Origin of the sequence: Gluconacetobacter dulcium (genome assembly GCF_014174165.1) — a bacterium.
GTDB lineage: Bacteria > Pseudomonadota > Alphaproteobacteria > Acetobacterales > Acetobacteraceae > Gluconacetobacter > Gluconacetobacter dulcium.
In genome coordinates, this window is sequence record NZ_JABEQN010000007.1 from 111,963 (window position 1) to 131,075 (window position 19,113).

Sequence of the window (19,113 nt, forward strand, 5' to 3'; positions counted from 1 at the left end):
ATGCATACTCTCATGAACGGGCTGTTTTCCCGTCATGATTCGTGTTGGTACAAAAGGATAGGTTATGAACGACACCAATGATGGTCTGGCCTTTCTGCCTCTGGGCGGAACGGGCGAGATCGGCATGAATCTGAATCTCTACCGGCTGGGGTCCACCTGGCTTGCCATCGATTGCGGCATCGGCTTTTCCGGCAACGACACGCCCGAGGCCGAGATCCTGATGCCGGACCCGGTCTTTATCGTCGATCGCAAGGCGGATCTGGCGGGTCTGGTCATTACCCACGCGCATGAAGACCATCTGGGGGCGGTTGCCCATCTGTGGCCGCGTCTGGGCTGCCCGGTCTATGCCACGCCCTTTGCCGCTTCGGTGCTGCGCCGCAAGCTGGGCGAGGCGCATCTGACCCAGCAGGTGAAGATCCACGTCATCGCTCCCGGTGGCGGGTTCAATGTCGGGCCGTTCGACCTGCGCTTTATCCCGGTGACGCATTCAGTGCCTGAGGCCCAGGCAGTGGTGCTGCGCACGCCGCATGGCATCGTGGTGCATACCGGCGACTGGAAGTTCGACCCTCAGCCGATGGTGGGGCCGCCCACCGACGTAGCGGCGTTCGAGGCTCTGGGCGACGAGGGCGTCCTGGCCATGGTCTGCGACAGCACCAATGTGATGACGCAGGGACCGTCGGCGTCGGAATCCGACGTGCGGCGGAGCATGACCGACCTGATCGCCTCGCTGAGCGGGCGCATCGCCGTGACCTGTTTCGCCAGCAACGTGGCCCGTATCGAGACCATCGCCAAGGCGGCGCAGGCGGCCGGACGGTCGGTGGTGATCGTTGGTCGTTCGCTGCGTAATCTGGACGTGTCGGCGCGGGAATGCGGCTATCTGGCCGATGTGCCGCCCTTCCTCTCCGAGCAGGAAGCCAATTCGCTGCCGGACGATGAAGTGGTGATGATCATCACCGGCAGCCAGGGCGAGCCGCGTTCGGCCCTCTCGCGCATCGCCAGCGACAGCCACCCCAACATCTCGCTGGGGCAGGGGGATACGGTCATCTACAGCAGCCGTATGATCCCCGGGAACGAGCAGGCGGTCATGCAGGTCCAGGACAATCTGACCCGTCGCGGGGTACGGGTGCTGACCGACCGCGACCATCTGGTGCATGTGTCCGGTCATGCAACGGGCGGCGATGTGCGGCGGTTGTTCGATCTGGTGCGGCCGCGCTTTGCTGTGCCGGTGCATGGCGAGTGGCGCCATCTGACGGCCAATGCCGCGATCGCGCGCGAGAAGGGGGTGCTGCCGATCCTGCTGGAGGATGGCGACATCCTGAACCTCGCGCCGGGTACGGTCGAGGTCGTGGACACCGCGCCGACCGGCCGGCTCGTGCTGGATGGCGGCCGGCTGCTGCCGATGAATGGCGGTGTGCTGGCGGCGCGTCGGCGCATGCTGTTCAACGGCATCGTGATGGGCAGCTTCGCGGTGGATGATGAAGGTTATCTGATCGGCGACCCGAAGGTGAGCGCGCCCGGACTGCTGGACCCCGAGGACTCGGAGACCGCCCGCCTGACGGAAGAGTTCGGCAACGCGCTGGACGAGATCCCCGACGAGTTGCGCCGGGACGACAATACCTTCCGCGAGGCGGCGAAGACGGCGTTGCGCCGGGCGCTCGGGCGGAAATTGCAGAAGCGGCCGCTGGTCGACGTCCATCTCCTGCGGGTCTGATACCGTGCCTCTGAAATTCGCCTGCGAATTTCAGAGATCGGACGGCCGTTGCATTGTCGGTTGATCGGTTATGGCCAGGGATCTGAACGCGCAGAGGTTTCGGATCCGGGTCATCGCGTCCTTCATGAGGGTTGCGGCAGAAAGGGGCGCGTCGCCCTTCCTGCCGGCCCTGGACGTTTTTTCCCTAAACCCGGCGCTTCCTCCGGATTGGGTGGCCGTATTTTATGTGTCCCGACCTGGCCTGTCATCAGCCTCACGCGCTTGTTGAACGGGACCGGACGGCGTTGGCCCTTCACAGTTGGGTGTTCGTGCGGGCCGCGTTAGCGGACATGGCGGCGGCGCGGATTCTGGCGTATTCCTCTTGTCCTGAATAATGATCCACCCGGCGCTCCGCCGGTTTTTCGAGGTTGATAACGGTATGCGTCTGTCGCGTGGCTTCCTGCCCACTCTCAAGGAGAATCCTGCCGAGGCGCAGGTCATTTCCCACCGGCTGATGTTGCGGGCCGGGCTGATCCGCCAGACGGCGGCGGGGATCTATGCCTGGTTGCCGGCGGGATGGCGCGTGCTGCAAAATATCGCGCGCATCGTGCGCGAGGAGCAGGATGCGATCGGGGCGCAGGAACTGCTGATGCCCACGGTCCAGTCGGCCGAGTTGTGGAAGCGGTCGGGCCGCTATGATGCCTATGGCCCGGAAATGCTGCGTATCCAGGACCGGCATGAGCGCGAATTGCTGTATGGACCGACCAACGAGGAGATGATTACCGACCTCTTCGGGCAGGTGATCAAATCCTATCGCGAATTGCCGCAGGCGCTGTACCATATCCAGTGGAAGTTCCGCGACGAAGTGCGGCCGCGCTTCGGCGTGATGCGTGGGCGCGAATTCCTGATGAAGGACGCCTATAGTTTCGACGTCGATTACGCCTCGGCAGTCGATTCCTATCGACGGATGATGCTGGCCTATCTGCGCACGTTCCAGCGGATGGGCGTGAAGGCGATTCCGATGGTGGCCGATACCGGGCCGATCGGCGGCGAACTGAGCCATGAATTCCTGATCCTGGCGCCGACGGGTGAAAGCGGCGTGTTTTTTGACAGCGCGTTCGAGGCGCAGGACTGGCTGTCGGAACCGGTGGATATCAATGATCGGGACGCGCTGGATGCCTTCTTTACCCGCATGACCTCGTTTTATGCCGCGACGGACGAGAAGCATGACGAGGCGGCCTGGGCGGACGTGCCGGTTGAGCGTCGGCGCGAGGGCAGGGGCATCGAGGTCGGCCATATCTTCCATTTCGGCCGCAAATATACCGAATCGATGGGAATCACCGTCAGCGGGCCGGATGGCGCGCCGCTCTATCCGGAAATGGGTTCGTACGGGATCGGTGTCTCGCGTCTGGTCGCCGCGATCATCGAGGCCAGCCATGACGAGAACGGCATTATCTGGCCCGACAATGTGGCCCCGTTCCGTGCCGCGATCCTGAACCTGAAATCGGGCGACCCGGCATGCGACGCCATCTGTGAGACGATCTATGCCGCCGCGCCGGGAGCATTCCTGTATGACGACCGGAGCGAGCGTGCGGGTGTGAAGTTTGCCGATGCCGATCTGATGGGGCATCCGTGGCAGATCATCGTCGGCCCGCGCGGGGCGAAGGACGGGGTGGTGGAACTGAAGCGCCGTGCGGATGGCACGCGCCTGGAACTGCCGGTGGACGAGGCTCTGGCGCGTATTCTCGGGGGCTGATCCATGTTCGGTCCGTTCGAACGGGCGGTTGCCGGCCGGTATCTGCGCGCCCGCAAGGGGGAGCGGTTCGTATCGGTCATCGCCATCTTCTCGCTGGTCGGTATCGCATTGGGCGTGGCAACGCTGATCATCGTCATGTCGGTCATGAACGGGTTCAAGGCCGACCTGATGGGGCGAATCCTGGGCCTGAATGGTGATCTGAGCCTGTTCGGCGTGGCCCGGACCATCGGGGATTATGACGATTTGGCCGCCACGGTGCGGCAAGTGCCGGGCGTGGTGACGGCGACGCCGCTGATCGAGGGGCAGGCCCTGCTCAATTCCGGCTCGTACAACGCGGGCGGGATGGTGCGGGGCATGAGCATGCAGGGGCTGCGAGACCTGCATGAGGTCAGCGATTCCCTGGTCGCCGGGTCGCTGGACAAGTTTGTCGGCAATGATGCGATCATTATCGGCGTGACGTTGGCGGAACGGGCGGGGCTCTCGGTGGGGTCGAAGATCACGCTGATCTCGCCGAACGGGGCGGCGACCCCGTTCGGCACCATGCCGCGCATTCGCGCCTATCATGTAGTTGGCATCTTTGATGCCGGCATGAACGATTATAATTTGGGTTATGTGTTTCTGCCGCTGGCGGCGGCGCAAATCTATTTCGAGATGCCGGCGCAGGTAACGCAGATCCAGGTGATGACGCGAGACCCGACGAATGTGCGCCCGGTGCGTCAGGCGATCGAGCAGGCGATCGTCGGCGATCCGAGAGTGCGGGTGCTGGACTGGACGCAGAGCAACAATGCGTTCTTCGGCGCAGTGCAGGTGGAGCAGAACGTGCTCTTCCTGATCCTGACATTGATCGTGCTGGTTGCGGCGTTTAACGTGATTTCGTCGTTGATCATGATGGTGAAGGACAAGACGGGCGATATCGCGGTGTTGCGGACCATCGGGGCCACGCGGGGTGCGATCATGCGCATCTTTCTGATGTGCGGGGCATCGGTTGGTGTGACGGGGACGGCGATCGGCACCGCGATAGGGATCGTGTTCTGCCTGAATATCGAGCGGATTCGCCGGTTCCTGCAATCGCTGACCGGTACCAATCTGTTTAATCCGGAAATCTATTATCTGGAGCGCCTGCCGGCGAAGCTGGTGTGGCCGCAGGTGTTCGAGGTGATCGGTATGGCCCTGGTGCTGTCGCTGCTCGCGACGCTTTATCCATCCTGGCGCGCGGCGCGGACGGATCCGGTGGAGGCCCTGCGCCATGAATGATGAATCCGCGACCCCGCTGGTGCTGCGCGATGTCTGCCGTACCTTTCGCAGCGGTGACGAGCGGCTGGATGTGCTGCGGGGGGTGAACCTGACCTTGCGGGCGGGTGAAATCGTGGCGCTGGTTGCCCCCTCGGGGACGGGCAAATCGACCCTGCTGCATCTGGCGGGTCTGTTGGAATCGCCGGATGCAGGGGCGGTGATTGTTGGCGGGCAGGATGCCGGACGGATGGGCGACCTGGAACGGACGGCGATTCGTCGGCGCATGATCGGCTTTGTCTATCAGGCGCATCATCTGCTGCCGGAATTTACGGCGCTTGAGAATGTGGTGCTGCCGCAATTGATCGCGGGTGTCCGCCGTGTCGATGCACGGGTGCGGGGGGAGGCGCTGCTGGGCTCGTTCGGGTTGGCGCATCGGCTGGAGCATCTGCCGGGGCGGCTGTCGGGTGGCGAGAAGCAACGTGTGGCGATCGCCCGTGCCCTGGCCAACCGGCCGGGCCTTCTGCTGGCCGACGAACCGACGGGAAATCTGGATGTGAATACGTCCGGCGCCGTGTTCGATGAATTGCTGCATATCGTGCGGGGACATGGGGTGGCGGCGCTGATTGCGACCCATAACGAGGAACTGGCGGCGCGGATGGACCGGGTGGTGACGCTGCGGGATGGGCAATTGATGGATCTGAGTTTGAGTCGGTAGAGGGCGAGGGAAGACCTTCTTTTTCTGAAGAAAAAGAAGCAAAAAGACTTTTTGCGGTTTTGGACCTTTGTAAGGTGAAAGTATAAAGCTCCTGAACGGGTCAGGCGTTTTTTGGGTCTTTTTTCAAAAAAGAACGAAGGCCATGTGATACAGTTGCGGCATGTCCTACGCCGATTTCGTCCATCTTCGTGTTCATTCCGCCTATTCGCTCAGCCAGGGGGCGATCAGGGTGGCGGATATCGCCGGGATGGCGAAGGATATGCGAATGCCGGCGGTGGCGATCACCGATACGGGCAATCTGTTCGGCGCCCTTGAATTTTCGCAATATTGCTCGGGCAAGGGCGTGCAGCCGATCATTGGCTGCCAAATTGCTCTGCCGCCGCGCGGAGACAAGCCGGGCCTGCCTGTGGAGCCTGTGGTACTGCTGGCGCAGGACGATATCGGGCTGATGAACCTGCAATATCTGTCCTCGCAGGGGTTCCTGCAGGGTGATACCGCCGAACCGACCGTGTCGCTGGAGACGCTGTGCGCACGCGCCGAAGGGCTGATCCTGCTGACCGGTGGGACGCGGGGGCCGCTGTTCCGTCTGCTGGCCGATGGGCAGCAGGACGAGGCTGCCCGGCTGCTGGAGACTTTGCACGAGGCATTTGGCGACCGGCTGGCGGTGGAACTGCACCGCCATGGGTTGCCGGTCGAACAGGCGGTGGAACCGGGCATGATCGCGCTGGCCGACCGGCTGGGGCTGCCGCTGGTGGCGACCAATGAATGTTTCTTCCCCAATCCGGGAATGTATGAGGCGCATGATGCGCTGCTGTGTATCGCGCAGGGCCGGACGATCGCCGAGCGTGACCGCTGGCGCGTGACGCCGGAGCACTGGTTCAAGCCGCCCGAGATGATGCGCGAACTGTTCGCCGACCTGCCGGAGGCCTGCGACAATACGCTGGCCATTGCCCGGCGTTGCGCGGTGCGGGTGGAGACGCGCAAGCCGCTGCTGCCGGTGTGCCCCAAGGTGCAGCCAGGGGCGACCGAGGAAGAAACGCTGCGGTCGATGGCGGCCGAGGGGCTGGAAAACCGCCTGGCGCGCATGACGATGGACGACGCGACGCGGCAGGTCTATCGCGAGCGGCTGACCTTCGAACTCGATATCATCGCGAAGATGGGGTTCCCCGGCTATTTCATGATCGTGGCGGACTTCATCCAGTGGGCGAAGGCGCATGACATTCCGGTGGGGCCGGGACGCGGATCGGGCGCGGGATCGCTGGCCGCCTGGGCGCTGACGATTACCGATATCGACCCGATTCCCTTCAATTTGCTGTTCGAGCGGTTTCTGAACCCCGAGCGCGTGTCGATGCCGGATTTCGATATCGATTTCTGTCAGGACCGGCGTGACGAGGTGATCCGTTACGTGCGGGGGGAATATGGTTCCGACCGGGTGGCGCAGATCATCACCTTCGGAAAATTGCAGGCTCGGGCGGCGGTGCGCGATGTCGGGCGCGTGCTGGGCCTGCCGTTCGGCATGGTCAACAAGGTCGCGGAACTGATTCCGAACAATCCGGCCAAGCCCGTCACCCTGAAGCAGGCGATCGAGGGCGAGCCTCGGTTGCAGGAGATGCGCGACGACGACGAGGCGATTCGCCGCCTGCTGGAGATCGGCCAGCAGCTTGAGGGCCTGTATCGTCATGCCAGCACCCATGCCGCCGGCGTGGTGATTGGCGACCGGCAGCTTGTCGAACTGGTGCCGCTCTATCGCGATCCGAAGAGCGACATGCTGGTGACGCAGTACAACATGAAGTTCGTCGAGCAGGCGGGGCTGGTGAAGTTCGACTTCCTGGGCCTGACGACGCTGACGATTCTTCAGCGCGCGGTGCAGTTTCTCAAGGGGCTGGGGGAGACGGTGGAACTGTCGGCTCTGCCGCTGGACGATGCGCTGACCTACGAGATGCTGGCGCGCGGCGATACCGGCGGCGTGTTTCAGTTCGAAGGCGCTGGCATGCGCGACGTCCTGAAGCAGATGCGGCCGACGCGGCTGGAGGATCTGATCGCGGCGGTGGCGCTGTATCGGCCGGGGCCGATGGCCAATATCCCCGATTACTGCCGGCGCAAGCATGGCGAAGCGTGGGAGCCGCCGCACGAGGAGATCCGCTCTATCCTGGAAGAGACCTACGGCATCATGGTCTACCAGGAGCAGGTGATGCAGATTGCCCAGAAAATGGCGGGCTACAGCCTGGGCGGCGCTGACCTGCTGCGTCGCGCGATGGGCAAGAAGATTCGCGCGGAAATGGACACGCAGCGCGAGATCTTCACCGAAGGCGCGGTGGGACGAGGGATCGACCGCGAGAAGGCGGTCGAGGTCTTCGATCTGATGGCCAAGTTCGCGGATTATGGGTTCAACAAATCCCATGCCGCAGCCTACGCCCTGGTGTCGTACCAGACGGCGTGGATGAAGGCGAACCATCCGGTGCCTTTTCTGGCGGCATGTATGTCGCTGGCGCGGGAAAAGACCGACAAGCTGGCGGCGCTGCGGCAGGAAGCCGAGCGGTTGGGCATCCCGGTGCTGCCGCCCGACATCAACGCTTCAGGTCCGGATTTTACCGTCGAGCGGCTGGCCGATGGGCGGCTGGGTATTCGCTATGCCCTGGCGGCGGTGAAGAAGGTCGGTTTCTCGGCGATGGAGGCACTGGTGGTGTCGCGCGGGGGGCGCCCGTTCTCCGACCTGGCTGACATGGCGGCGCGGGTCGATCCGCGACAGTTGAACAAGATGCAGATCGAGAATCTGGCTAAAGCGGGAGCTTTCGATTCCATTACGCCCAACCGCCGTCTGGTTGCAGCGGCGGCGGAAACCGTGCTGCGGCGGGCAAACGCACAGGCGGAAGAAGCGGCCAGTGGGCAGATCGGGCTATTCGGTGGCGGTGGCGCGACGGCGGAGCCCGAGCCGCTGAGGCTGCCCGACGTGGTGGACTGGCCGGAATTCGAGCGGCTGGGGATGGAGGCCGAGGCGATTGGCTTTCATCTGACCGCGCATCCGCTGGATTCCTATGGGCCGCTGCTGCGCCGACTGGGCGCGGTGCGGGCGACGGGGCTGGAGGCCGCGGCCCAGGCTGGGCTGACCCGTGTGAAGATCGCGGGATGCGTGGTCGACCGCAAGGAGCGGCCGACGCGCACCGGCAGCAAGATGGCCTGGGTTCGGCTCTCCGATTCCAGCGGGGGATGCGAGGTCACGCTGTTTTCCGAGGTGCTGTCGCGCACACGCGAGATCCTGACCGCCGGCAGCGCGATCCTGGTGACGGCGGACCTGCGGCTGGATGGGGAGGCGTTGCGCATCACCGCCAGCGAAGTGGTCTCGCTGGAGCAGGCGGCGGCCGAGGCCGCCGCCGAATTGCGCATCTGGTTCGACCGCGAGGACGCGGTGCCGCCGATCCATGACATTCTGGCCGACAGCCGGGGTGGGCGGGGCAAGGTCGTGTTGCTGCCGTCGGTGGCCGAGACGCGGGATGTCGAGGTGACGTTGCGCGGCGCCTATCGCGTGACGCCGCGCATGGCCCAGGCGATCCGGGCCGTTGCAGGTGTCGCGCGCGTGGAGCAGGGCTGAAGCTGCGGTTTTCTGCGACGCTCCGCTTGCATTGCGGGGCAAAAATGGCCATAGGACGCCCGTCGGTGGAGACACCGGCAATTCGCACGCGAGGCAATTCCTCTGGTGTCCCTGAGCGGGACGGGGGCCTCGCGGAGGACCAACCAGAAGATCAAGGATTCAGCCATCATGGCTATGCCCGATTTCACCATGCGCCAACTGCTGGAAGCCGGCGTTCATTTCGGCCATCACACCCGTCGCTGGAACCCGCGCATGGCGCCGTTCCTGTTCGGCGTGCGCAACCAGGTCCATATCATCGACCTGCAGCAGACGGTGCCGATGCTGGACCGCGCCCTCAAGGCGATCCGTGACACCGTTGCCGGTGGCGGCCGCGTCCTGTTCGTCGGCACCAAGCGGGCCGCCGCCGACCAGATCGCCGAAGCCGCGAAGCGCTCCGGCCAGTATTACGTCAACCATCGCTGGCTGGGCGGCATGCTGACGAACTGGAAGACCATCACCGGTTCGATCAAGCGCCTGCGTCAGATCGACGACATGCTGAGCGGCGACACGCACGGCCTGACGAAGAAGGAAATTCTCGACATCACCCGCAACCGCGAGAAGCTCGAGCGCTCGCTGGGTGGCATCAAGGAAATGGGCGGCCTGCCGGACATCCTGTTCGTGATCGACACGAACAAGGAGAAGCTGGCGGTCGAGGAAGCCAACAAGCTGGGCATTCCGGTCGTGGCGATCCTGGACAGCAATTCCGACCCGCGCGGCGTGACCTTCCCGATTCCGGGCAACGACGACGCCATCCGTGCCATCGCCCTGTATTGCGAGCTGGTGTCGGGCGCGGTGCTGGACGGCATTTCGGCCGAGCTGGGCGCCTCGGGCGAGGATTTCGGCGCTGCCGAGGAACTGCCGATCGACACGGCCGCCGAAGTGGCAGCAGCGGAAGCCGAGACCGCCCCGGCGGTCTGATCCCGGCGGATCGCTGAAAGGATCCCGGCTCATCCGGGACGGGGTCTTGACGATATGAAAGCGCGGGCGTGTCCGGCCGGAAGGCAGGGCGCGCCCCTGCCTTGAGGAGAGACGGATATGGCGGAGATTACCGCAGCTCTGGTGAAGGAACTTCGCGAGAAGACCGGCGCCGGCATGATGGATTGCAAGAAGGCCCTGAACGAGGCCGCTGGCGAGATCGAAGCGGCCATCGACTGGCTGCGCAAGAAGGGTCTGGCCGCCGCAGCGAAGAAGTCGGGCCGTGTCACGGCGGAAGGCCTGGTTGGCGTGGCTTCGGCCCCGAACCGTGCCGCCATCGTCGAAGTGAACGCCGAGACCGATTTCGTTGCCCGCAACGAGAGCTTCCAGAGTTTCGTCGAGGCCGTGGCCAAGGCCGCGCTGGTCGCCGGCGAGGATCTGGAGAAGATCAAGGACGTCGTGCTCGAGAGCGGCCGCACGGTTGCCGACGAACTGACGCACCTGATCGCGACCATCGGCGAGAACATGTCGATCCGTCGCGCCCGCGTGCTGAGCGTGCCGTCGGGCGTCGTGGCCAGCTACATCCATTCGGCCGTGCGTCCGGGCCTGGGCAAGATCGGCGTTCTCGCCGCCATCGAAGCGCCGTCCGAGAGCGAGGCGCTGGAGACGCTGGGCCGCCAGATCGGCATGCATGTCGCCGCGACCCGCCCGGCCGCGCTGGATATCGACAGCGTCGATCCGGCTTCGCTGGAGCGTGAGCGCGCTGTGCTGGTCGAGCAGGCGCGTGCGTCGGGCAAGCCCGAGGCGATCATCGAGAAGATGGTCGATGGCCGTATCCGCAAGTTCTACGAGGAAGTCGTTCTTCTGGAGCAGGTGTGGGTGCATGACGGCGAGAGCCGCGTGCGCGCGGTCGTCGAGAAGGCCGGTGCGAAGCTGAACGGCTTCGAGCGCTTCCAACTCGGTGAAGGCATCGAGAAGGAAGAGAACGACTTCGCGGCTGAAGTCGCGAAGGCCGCTGGCGGCTGATCGACGCCCGGTAACGGCATGAACGGGGCGGGGCCTTCCTGATGGAATGGGAGGCACCCGCCCTTGTGCTGTCTGCGGCCCCGTACGGGGAGAGCAGCGCAATCGTTCATCTGCTGACCGAGGAACATGGATTGTTCCACGGTCTGTCGCGCGGTGGGGCCGCGCGCGCCGGGCGGGCCTTGTGGCAGCCCGGTAATCTGGTCCGGGCCGTTTGGCGTGGACGTCTGCCCGAGCAATTGGGCAATCTCTCCGGCGAACTGGTGCATGGGTCGGCGGCGCGGGTGATGTCCGCCCCGCTGGCTCTGGCCATGCTGGCCTCGGTCTGTGCGGTGGCGGATGGCGGCCTGCCGGAACGGGAGCCCCATCCTCGCATCTTCCATCTTCTGACCCGTTTCTTTGCCCTGATCAGCCTCGACCCCGATATGGCGGCGTGGAACGGCATGGCGGCCCTGTTGCGGTGGGAGGCCTGTCTGCTGAGTGATCTGGGTTATGGCCTTGATCTGTCGGCCTGTGCGGTCACGGGGGCGACGGAGGGGCTGGCCTGGGTGTCGCCCCGGACTGGACGGGCGGTCAGCGACGCGGGGGCCGGGACGTGGCGACCGCGCCTGCTGCGTCTGCCGCCTCTTTTTATGGATGAGACCGACCCCGGCACCAGCATCGACTGGCAGGATGGGTTGCGGCTGACGGGGTATTTCCTGGCACGCGACGCCTTCGGCCAGCATCATCGGCCGCTGCCGGCGGCGCGTCTGCGGCTGGTGGATATGATCGGGGCGCTGGCGGCTACGGCCTGATCGTTCGTTCGCCATTCATCCGCGTGATGGACAAATCCTGTCTTTTCTCTATCTGTTCCCCCCGGACAGGAGGAGCGCGCATGTCAGTGGAAACCAGTGGCCATATCGAGGAGACCCCCCTCGCGGAGGCGTTGAGCGAGCGCTATCTGGCCTATGCGATGTCCACCATCATGTCGCGGTCGCTGCCCGACGTGCGCGACGGGCTGAAGCCGGTGCATCGGCGCATGATATACGCGATGCGGCAGTTGCGGCTGGACCCGAGTTCCGGGTTCAAGAAATGCGCCCGTGTCGTCGGCGACGTGATCGGTAAATACCATCCGCATGGCGATGCCTCGGTCTATGAGGCGCTGGTGCGGCTGGCGCAGGATTTTGCCGTGCGGTACCCGCTGGTCGAAGGGCAGGGGAATTTCGGCTCGATCGACGGCGATAACGCGGCGGCCATGCGGTACACCGAAGCCCGGATGACCGAGGTCGCGCGTGCGCTGTTGCAGGGAATCGACGAGGATTCGGTCGATTTCCGCCCGACCTACGATGGCGAGGAAGAAGAGCCCGTCGTCATGCCGGCGGCCTTTCCGAACCTGCTGGCCAATGGGGCCGCGGGAATCGCGGTGGGCATGGCCACCAATATTCCGCCCCATAATGTCGGCGAGATCTGCGACGCGGCGATGCTGCTGGTCCGCAAGCCCGATTCCAGCGTGGCGGACCTGATGGCCCTGATGCCTGGACCGGATTTTCCGACCGGCGGCGTCATTGTGGAAGATCGCGAGACGCTGTTGCAGGCCTATGAGACCGGGCGCGGCAGCATTCGCATCCGTGCCCGCTGGGCGGTGGAGCCGGGGCGCTTCGGCACCTGGCAGATCGTGGTGACGGAAATTCCGTATCAGGTGCAGAAATCGCGCCTGATCGAGTTGATCGCCGATCTGATGGAGCAGAAGAAGCTGCCGCTTCTGGGCGATATCCGCGACGAGAGCACCACCGACATTCGGCTGGTGCTGGAGCCGAAATCGCGCGGCGTCGAGCCTGAAGTGCTGATGGAGACGCTGTTCCGCGCCACGCCGCTGGAAAGCCGCTTCGGCCTGAACATGAATGTGCTGGGGGCCGACCGGGTGCCCGGCGTGCGCGATCTGCGCGCGGTGTTGCAGGCGTGGCTGGACCACCGGCATGAGGTGCTGCAACGGCGCAGTCGCCATCGGTTGCAGGCGGTGGATCGCCGGCTGGAGATTCTGGACGGTTTCCTGGCTGTCTACCTCAATCTTGACGAGGTGATTCGCATCATCCGCGAAGAGGATGATGCGAAGGCCGGGCTGATGGCCACGTTCTCGCTGACCGAGTTGCAGGCGGATTCGGTTTTGAACATGCGGCTGCGCAGCCTGCGCCGGCTGGAAGAGATCGAGATCCGCAAGGAGCATGCCGAGCTGAGTGCCGAGCGCGCGGGCCTGAATGACCTGCTGGAGAGCGAGGCCCTGCGCTGGAAGACGATCACCGGGGAAATCAAGGAGATCCGCAAGGCGTTCGGCGGTGGCAAGCTGGGTGCGCGGCGCACTGAACTGGCGGACCCGCCGCGTGCCATCGACGTGTCGGTGGTGGAGGCCGTGGAGCGCGAGCCGCTGACCCTGATCATGTCGGCGAACGGGTGGGTCAAGACCGTCAAGGGCCATGCGGTCGATCCGGCGGCCCAGAAATTCAAGGAGGGGGACAGGTTCCGCCTCGCGGTGGAATGCCAGTCCACCGATCGGCTGTGCTTCTTCGCGACCGATGGGCGGGCCTTTACGCTGCGGGCCGCCGATCTGCCGCGTGGGCGTGGCGATGGCCAGCCGATCCGCCTGCTGGCCGATCTGTCGAACGACGAGGATGTGGTGGCGGTGTTCCCTGTACGCGAGGGCGGACGACACCTTCTGGCCTCCAGTTCCGGGCGTGGCCTTGTGGTGCGCGATGAGGACATGGTGGCGGAAAAGCGCACCGGGCGGCAGGTGCTGAACCTGAAGGACGATGAGAGCGCGCGCATCTGCCTGCCGGTTGAGGGCGACCATGTGGTGGTGCTGGGCCAGAATCACCGCATGCTGGTCTTTCCGGTGGCGCAGTTGCCGGAAATGGCGCGGGGACTCGGCGTCGCCTTGCAGAAATACAAGGACGGTGGGCTACTGGATGCCTGCATCCTCTCATCGACGGCCGGCGTGGCCTGGCCCGATCCGGCGCGCGTGCGTGGCTTCGCCGATTTTCGCGATTATCTGGGCAAGCGGGCGGATGTCGGCCGCGCGGCACCTGCATGGGCGACCCGGAAGCCCAAGCCGAAGGCGTGAGGCCGGGCGGGAAGCCGGCGCGCCCCGCTATTCCGGCAGGCTGACCGGGAAGCGGGGCGCGTTGCTGCCTTGGGCCGGTAGGTTGGCGAGGTCGAGCGCCGTCCAACTGCCGTGATGGAGGATTTCCGCCGGGCGGAAGCGGGATTTATAGGCCATCTTGGCGCTGTCGCGAATCCAGTAGCCCAGATACAGGTAGGGCAGGCCGAGGCGGCCGGCATGCGCGATCAGGTGCATGATGGCGTAGGACCCCAGCGAGTGGTCTTCCATGCCGGGGTCGAAGAAGCTGTAGACCGCCGACAGCCCGTCATCCATCCGGTCGATCAGGCTGACGCAGACGAGCTGGTCTTCCTGGGTGCGGAACTCGACCATGGCCGTATCGACCGGCGTATCCTCGATCATCGCGCGGTAATCGTAGAAATTCATGCCCGCCATATCGCCTTCCGCATGGCGGGCGAACTGGTAGCGCTGGAACAGGACGAACTGTTCGGTCGTGGCGTGGGCCGGGACTTCGAACCCTTCGATCGTCGCGTTGCGGCGCAGGGTGCGGCGTTGCGTCCGGTCCGGGCTGAAGGTCGCGACCGGCACCCGGATGGGGACGCAGGCATTGCATGACGGGCACACCGGTGCATAGGCGATGGTGTGGCTGCGGCGAAAGCCGGCGCGGGACAGGCGGTTGTGCAGCCGTTCGGCGTCCGGGCCGCCGATGTCGGTCACGACCTTGCGCTCCATGCGGCCGGATACATAGGGGCATGGCATGGGGGCGGTCGTGTAGAAAAGCTGCGGACGACGCGGCGATGTATAGGTCATACGCCTCCTCGACTGGCTCCAGCGCCCCATATGGGCCGACGGTGACAGCGGCCCCGTACGTTGAACCTGCGCGTCGCGAGGCAGCGGTCAGGACCGATGGTAACGGCAAAGCCGCCGCCTTGCATCACAAACCGCCATGGGAATGACGATTTGTGACATGCGCATGACGCGGCTTAGCCGTTGCGCAGGCGGCGCGCGGCCTCGACCGCGAAATAGGTCAGCACGCCGTTGGCGCCCGCCCGGCGGAAGGCCAGCAGGCTTTCCAGCATCGTGCGCTCCGGGTCCAGCCAGCCATTTTCCATGGCGGCGGTCAGCATCGCGTATTCGCCCGACACCTGATACGCGAAAGTGGGGACGGCGAAGCGGTCGTGGACGCGGCGGATGATGTCCAGATAGGGCATGCCCGGCTTGACCATCACCATGTCCGCGCCTTCGGCCAGGTCCAGCGCGACTTCGCGCAGGGCCTCGTCGCTGTTGGCGGGGTCCATCTGATAGGTCTTCTTGTCGCCCTTCAGCAGGCCGCCCGAGCCGAGCGCATCGCGGAACGGGCCGTAGAAGGCGCTGGCATATTTGGCGGCGTAGGACATGATCCGCGTGCCGACCAGCCCCTGGGCGTCCAGGTCGCGCCGAATGGCGCCGATGCGGCCGTCCATCATGTCGGAGGGGGCGATGATGTCGATGCCCGCCGCCGCCTGGTTGACAGCCTGCCGCGACAGGATTTCGACGGATTCGTCGTTGACGACGTAGCCGTCGCGGACCAGCCCGTCATGCCCGTGGCTGGTGTAAGGGTCCAGCGCCACGTCGCCGATCAGGCCCATTTCGGGGAATTCGCGCTTCAGCAGGCGAGCGGCGCGGCACATCAGATTGTCCGGATTGAGGGCCTCGGTGCCCTTTTCGTCGCGCTGGCTGGTGGGGGTGATGGGGAACAGCGCGAGGGCCGGGATGTCCAGCCTGGCCGCCGGTTCGACATGGGCGGCCAGGCGGTCCAGCGTGACGCGGCGCACGCCGGGCATCGAGGCCACGTCGGTTTCGCTGTCCGTGCCTTCCATGACGAAGATCGGCCAGATCAGATTGTCGACCGTCAGTGTCGTCTCGGCAACCAGGCGACGGGTGAACGGGTCCTGCCGGTTGCGGCGCGGACGGGTGGTGGGATACTGGCCGAGCGTCATGATGCGGTCTCCGGAAATGACCGGCATATTATGGAACGCGTTCGCCAGCGTGGCCAGACGCGGCCACCGGGGGGCTGTGCCCCGGCGGCCGCGTGGCGGTCAGGCGTCTTTGGCCAGATGGCTGTTGCGGCGGCTGTAGGCGAAATAGATCACCATGCCGATGATCAGCCAGACGGCCAGCCGGACCCATGTGAGACCGTCCAGCGACAGCATGACCGCCGAGCAGCAGACGATGCCGAGGACGGGAATGATCGGGCCGCCGGGCACGCGGAAGCGGCGCTCCATGTCCGGGGCGCTGCGGCGCAGGAACATGACGCCGATACAGACGATGACGAAGGCCAGCAGGGTGCCGATCGAGGTCATGTGCGCGAGCTGGTCGATCGGCAGGAACGCCGCCAGCGCGCCGGTCAGGACCATGAACAGCAGGTTGGAATACCACGGCGTGCGCCAGGTGGGGTGGATGGAGGCGAACAGGCGCGGCAGCAGCCCGTCGCGCGACATGGCGTAGAAGACGCGGCTCTGGCCCAGCAGCAGCACCAGCAGCACCGAGGTGAAGCCGCAGATGATGCCGAACTTCACGGCCAGTTTCAGCCAGTTGAAGGGCGTCTGGTCGATCGCGGTGGCGACCGGGGCGGCATCGCCCAGCATGTCCTTGTAATTCACCAGACCGGTCAGCACGAGCGAGAACAGGACATAGGCGATGGTGCAGATCACCAGGCTGCCCAGGATGCCGATCGGCATGTCGCGGGCGGGATTGCGGGCTTCCTGCGCCGCCGTGGAAACGGCGTCGAAACCGACATAGGCGAAGAAGATGGTGCCGGCGGCGCGCATGATGCCGGAGAAGCCGAAATGGCCGAACGTGCCGGTGTTGTCCGGGATGAAGGGGACGTAGTTCGCCGTCTTGATATAGGGCAGGCCGAACGCGACGACGGCGATGATGATCGCCAGCTTCACCACCACGATGATGGCATTGACCCGCGCCGATTCGGACACGCCGCGGATCAGCAGCGCGGACACGACGCAGATGATGAAGGCCGCCGGCATGTTCATCAGCCCCGTGACGTGGCTGCCGTCGGGCAGCGCGACCGTCTCGAAGGGCGAGGCCAGCAACCTGGGCGGGAGCGAGATCCCCCAACTGCCGAGCAGCGACGAGACGTAGCGCGACCAACTGACCGAGACGGCGGCGGCGCCGACGGCATATTCCAGCACCAGGTCCCAGCCGATGATCCAGGCGACGACCTCGCCCAGCGCCATGTAGGCATAGCTGTAGGCGCTGCCCGCGATCGGGATCATGCTGGCCAGCTCGCTGTAGCACAGGCCGGCGAAGCCGCAGGCGATGGCGGCGATGATGTAGGACAGCACCACGGCGGGGCCGGCGTTTTCCGACGCGGCGATACCGGTCAGCGAGAACAGGCCGGCGCCGATGGTGCAGCCGACGCCCAGCGCGATCAGGCTGGCCGGGCCGAGAACCCTGCGCAGACCCTCGCTGTCGGAAGGCATTTCGATTCGTTTGCGGCGGAGCAGGCTCGAGCTGGACTGAGTAACGGGCGGCTGCGCCATGCAGGGCGTCTCCTGAGAAGGGGGTGTGAGAGGGGAATGTGCCGGGTCGCTGGGCGGTCGGCGGGAGGATATCGGTTATTCGGCGTGTGGCCTCGCCGGGGTGGAGACGCTAGAATGCGCAAAATTGCAATGACGCGCGGACGGGGGCCATGGGAACTTTTCCGGGGACCGGCTAAAGGCGTTGTACGAAAGTTTTGGAGAATATAACGATGCCGGACCAGTTGAGCCAGAGCGGGTTGCAGTCCTATTTCCGTGCCCCCCTTTCCGAGCGCGATCCGGCCGTGGCCGGGATGATCGCCGGTGAACTGGAGCGGCAGCGCGACGGGATCGAACTGATCGCCAGTGAGAACATGGTTTCGCAGGCCGTGCTGGACGCCCAGGGCAGCGTCCTGACCAACAAATATGCCGAGGGCTATCCGGGCCGGCGCTATTACGGCGGCTGCGTCGAGGTGGACAAGGTCGAGGCGCTGGCGATCGAGCGGGTGAAGACGCTGTTCGGGGCCGGGTTCGCCAATGTGCAGCCGCATTCCGGCGCCAATGCCAACCAGGCCGCCTTCATGGCGCTGGTCAGCCCCGGCGACACGATCCTGGGCATGAGCCTGGCCGCCGGCGGGCACCTGACGCACGGGGCCGCGCCGAACTATTCCGGCAAATGGTTCAATGCGGTGCAGTATGGCGTGCGCCGCGAGGATGGCCTGCTGGATTACGAGGAGATGGAGCGCCTGGCCCGCGCCGAGCGGCCGAAGCTGATCGTGGCCGGTGGCTCGGCCTATCCGCGCGTGATCGACTTCGCGCGCTTCCGCGCCATCGCCGATGAGGTCGGGGCCTATCTGATGGTCGACATGGCCCATTTCGCCGGGCTGGTGGCGGCCGGGCTGTATCCCTCGCCGGTGCCGCACGCCCATGTCGTAACCAGCACCACGCACAAGACGCTGCGCGGGCCGCGTGGCGGGCTGATCCTGACCAATGACGCCGACCTTGCGAAGAAGATCAATTCTGCGGTGTTCCCCGGCCTTCAGGGCGGCCCGCTGATGCATGTGATCGCCGGCAAGGCGGTGGCGTTCGGCGAGGCGCTTCAGCCGGAATTCCGCACCTATCAGGAAGCGGTGGCGGCCAATGCCAACGCGCTGGCCGAGACGCTGCTGGCGCGGGGCTTCGACATCGTGACCGGCGGCACCGACAGCCATCTGCTGCTGGTGGACCTGCGCCCCAAGAAGGTGACCGGCCGGGCCGCCGAGCGCGCCCTGGAGCGGGCGGGCATCACGGCGAATAAGAATGCCGTGCCGTTCGACCCGGAAAAGCCGGCGGTGACCTCGGGCATCCGTCTGGGCAGCCCGGCCGCCACGGCGCGCGGGTTCGGCGTGGCGGAGTTTCGGGCGATCGGCGAGATGATCGACGAGGTTCTGACCGCCGTGGCCGAGAAGGGCGACGAGGGATGCACCGAGACCGAGCAGGCGGTGCATGAGAAGGTGAAGGCGCTCTGCGCCCGTTTCCCGATCTATCGCTGAATTGTCCCCGGATTT

Annotated in this window: 13 protein-coding genes; 10 read left to right on the plus strand and 3 right to left on the minus strand. The window is 65.3% G+C overall.

The annotated features are described in order from the left end of the window. Positions 1-64: 64 nt before the first annotated feature. The 9 genes from HLH25_RS07820 (at position 65) to parC (ending at position 14,054) form a co-directional block, all read left to right on the plus strand. On the plus strand, positions 65-1,711 hold the full coding sequence (locus HLH25_RS07820) for a ribonuclease J (RefSeq protein WP_182973515.1): 1,647 nt from the start codon (positions 65-67) through the stop codon (positions 1,709-1,711). Positions 1,712-2,129: 418 nt separating this feature from the next. Further along, positions 2,130-3,446 (plus strand): proline--tRNA ligase, encoded by a 1,317-nt coding sequence (gene proS / locus HLH25_RS07825; RefSeq protein WP_182973516.1) that lies wholly within the window; start codon positions 2,130-2,132, stop codon positions 3,444-3,446. A gap of 3 nt (positions 3,447-3,449) precedes the next feature. Then, positions 3,450-4,700: a lipoprotein-releasing ABC transporter permease subunit gene (locus tag HLH25_RS07830; RefSeq protein WP_182973517.1), complete on the plus strand. Its 1,251-nt coding sequence runs from the start codon at positions 3,450-3,452 to the stop codon at positions 4,698-4,700. Next, complete coding sequence (locus tag HLH25_RS07835; protein WP_182973518.1) at positions 4,693-5,394, plus strand: ABC transporter ATP-binding protein; 702 nt, start codon at positions 4,693-4,695, stop codon at positions 5,392-5,394. Before HLH25_RS07830 ends, HLH25_RS07835 begins: the two co-directional genes overlap by 8 nt. 160 nt (positions 5,395-5,554) lie before the next feature. Continuing rightward, complete coding sequence (dnaE, locus tag HLH25_RS07840; protein WP_182973519.1) at positions 5,555-8,983, plus strand: DNA polymerase III subunit alpha; 3,429 nt, start codon at positions 5,555-5,557, stop codon at positions 8,981-8,983. 168 nt (positions 8,984-9,151) lie between these two features. Continuing rightward, positions 9,152-9,940, plus strand: coding sequence for a 30S ribosomal protein S2 (gene rpsB / locus HLH25_RS07845; RefSeq protein ID WP_182964058.1), 789 nt, complete (start codon positions 9,152-9,154; stop codon positions 9,938-9,940). Between the two features lie 117 nt (positions 9,941-10,057). Next, positions 10,058-10,963 (plus strand): translation elongation factor Ts, encoded by a 906-nt coding sequence (tsf, locus tag HLH25_RS07850; RefSeq protein WP_182973520.1) that lies wholly within the window; start codon positions 10,058-10,060, stop codon positions 10,961-10,963. A gap of 41 nt (positions 10,964-11,004) precedes the next feature. Further along, positions 11,005-11,754, plus strand: coding sequence for a DNA repair protein RecO (gene recO / locus HLH25_RS07855; RefSeq protein WP_182973521.1), 750 nt, complete (start codon positions 11,005-11,007; stop codon positions 11,752-11,754). An 80-nt stretch (positions 11,755-11,834) separates the two neighbouring features. Continuing rightward, positions 11,835-14,054, plus strand: a complete 2,220-nt coding sequence (parC, locus tag HLH25_RS07860) for a DNA topoisomerase IV subunit A (RefSeq protein WP_182973522.1) — start codon at positions 11,835-11,837, stop codon at positions 14,052-14,054. Positions 14,055-14,081: 27 nt separating this feature from the next. Here parC and HLH25_RS07865 read toward each other — a convergent pair whose 3' ends face one another. The 3 genes from HLH25_RS07865 to HLH25_RS07875 all read right to left on the minus strand — a co-directional run bounded on the left by HLH25_RS07865 (position 14,082) and on the right by HLH25_RS07875 (position 17,530). Continuing rightward, positions 14,082-14,861, minus strand: coding sequence for an arginyltransferase (locus HLH25_RS07865; RefSeq protein ID WP_182973523.1), 780 nt, complete (start codon positions 14,859-14,861; stop codon positions 14,082-14,084). Positions 14,862-15,034: 173 nt separating this feature from the next. Beyond that, on the minus strand, positions 15,035-16,030 hold the full coding sequence (gene hemB / locus HLH25_RS07870) for a porphobilinogen synthase (RefSeq protein WP_182973524.1): 996 nt from the start codon (positions 16,028-16,030) through the stop codon (positions 15,035-15,037). Between the two features lie 99 nt (positions 16,031-16,129). Further along, entirely contained in the window at positions 16,130-17,530 is a 1,401-nt protein-coding gene (locus tag HLH25_RS07875) for an APC family permease (RefSeq protein WP_246401677.1), read from the minus strand. A 269-nt stretch (positions 17,531-17,799) separates the two neighbouring features. Between HLH25_RS07875 and glyA the strand changes: the two genes are divergently transcribed. Beyond that, on the plus strand, positions 17,800-19,098 hold the full coding sequence (glyA, locus tag HLH25_RS07880) for a serine hydroxymethyltransferase (protein WP_182973526.1): 1,299 nt from the start codon (positions 17,800-17,802) through the stop codon (positions 19,096-19,098). The last annotated feature ends 15 nt before the right edge of the window (positions 19,099-19,113 follow it).

Excerpts from the sequence above, each read along its gene's own strand:
- HLH25_RS07820 (WP_182973515.1), top strand. The coding sequence starts at position 65 with ATGAACGACACCAATGATGGTCTGGCCTTTCTGCCTCTGGGCGGAACG.
- proS (WP_182973516.1), top strand. The coding sequence starts at position 2,130 with ATGCGTCTGTCGCGTGGCTTCCTGCCCACTCTCAAGGAGAATCCTGCC.
- HLH25_RS07830 (WP_182973517.1), top strand. The coding sequence starts at position 3,450 with ATGTTCGGTCCGTTCGAACGGGCGGTTGCCGGCCGGTATCTGCGCGCC.
- HLH25_RS07835 (WP_182973518.1), top strand. The coding sequence starts at position 4,693 with ATGAATGATGAATCCGCGACCCCGCTGGTGCTGCGCGATGTCTGCCGT.
- dnaE (WP_182973519.1), top strand. The coding sequence starts at position 5,555 with ATGTCCTACGCCGATTTCGTCCATCTTCGTGTTCATTCCGCCTATTCG.
- rpsB (WP_182964058.1), top strand. The coding sequence starts at position 9,152 with ATGGCTATGCCCGATTTCACCATGCGCCAACTGCTGGAAGCCGGCGTT.
- tsf (WP_182973520.1), top strand. The coding sequence starts at position 10,058 with ATGGCGGAGATTACCGCAGCTCTGGTGAAGGAACTTCGCGAGAAGACC.
- recO (WP_182973521.1), top strand. The coding sequence starts at position 11,005 with ATGGAATGGGAGGCACCCGCCCTTGTGCTGTCTGCGGCCCCGTACGGG.
- parC (WP_182973522.1), top strand. The coding sequence starts at position 11,835 with ATGTCAGTGGAAACCAGTGGCCATATCGAGGAGACCCCCCTCGCGGAG.
- HLH25_RS07865 (WP_182973523.1), bottom strand. The coding sequence starts at position 14,861 with ATGACCTATACATCGCCGCGTCGTCCGCAGCTTTTCTACACGACCGCC.
- hemB (WP_182973524.1), bottom strand. The coding sequence starts at position 16,030 with ATGACGCTCGGCCAGTATCCCACCACCCGTCCGCGCCGCAACCGGCAG.
- HLH25_RS07875 (WP_246401677.1), bottom strand. The coding sequence starts at position 17,530 with ATGCCTTCCGACAGCGAGGGTCTGCGCAGGGTTCTCGGCCCGGCCAGC.
- glyA (WP_182973526.1), top strand. The coding sequence starts at position 17,800 with ATGCCGGACCAGTTGAGCCAGAGCGGGTTGCAGTCCTATTTCCGTGCC.